This is a genomic window from Borrelia persica No12, from assembly GCF_000500045.1.
In the GTDB taxonomy this organism is placed as follows: domain Bacteria; phylum Spirochaetota; class Spirochaetia; order Borreliales; family Borreliaceae; genus Borrelia; species Borrelia persica.
The window spans coordinates 1-794 of record NZ_AYOT01000099.1; the positions used below are offsets into that span (position 1 = coordinate 1).

Sequence of the window (794 nt, forward strand, 5' to 3'; positions counted from 1 at the left end):
TAAGCTCAAATTTACATTAATCCGAAACACGATTTTAACTATCAACACCAGCTAAGTTTTTACTACACTCTTTCACAATGACCATTTTTATACCAAATAGTGTATAATACTTATGAGGAGATCTTCATGGAAGAATTGGCATACCCAATCATAACTCAAAAAATGGTACTTTCTGAGCTCGTTAAAGCAGGTATTGATAAAGATGTAGCCAAAGATTTGTCTTTTAGATATTACAGAAACGAACTCACTCACAAAGATATCGAATATCTCAAAGAAAACTTCGATATCAAACTCGAAATGCTAGAAAAAGTACTAAAAGGCGAAATTTTAGCTGTTAAAGCTGAACTTGATAATAAAATAAATACAATTGAGAATAACTTAAATGTAAAAATTGATACCAAATTCACTGAACTTGACAATAAGATTGATAATGTTAGAAGCGAATTAAAATCGGATATTAAAGATCTTGATAATAAAATTGATACCAAATTCACTGAACTTGATAATAAGATTGATACCAAATTCACTGAACTTGATAATAAGATTGATACCAAATTCACTGAACTTGATAATAAGATTGATAATGTTAGAAGCGAATTAAAATCGGATATTAAAGATCTTGACAATAAAATTGATAATGTTAGAAGCGAATTAAAATCGGATATTAAAGATCTTGATAATAAAATTGATACAAATAAAACAGAATTTAAGAGTACACTAAGATTACATAATTGGATGCTTGGTACTATTATCACCATATGTATAGGAATTTTATTAACTCTTATATTTAAGTA

At 27.3% G+C, this 794-nt stretch carries 1 protein-coding gene; it reads left to right on the top strand.

The window, feature by feature from the left end; genetic code table 11:
* Positions 1–126: 126 nt before the first annotated feature.
* On the top strand, positions 127–794 hold a 668-nt coding region (gene bdr, locus U881_RS13200), incomplete at its 3' end, for a Bdr family repetitive protein (protein ID WP_024653075.1).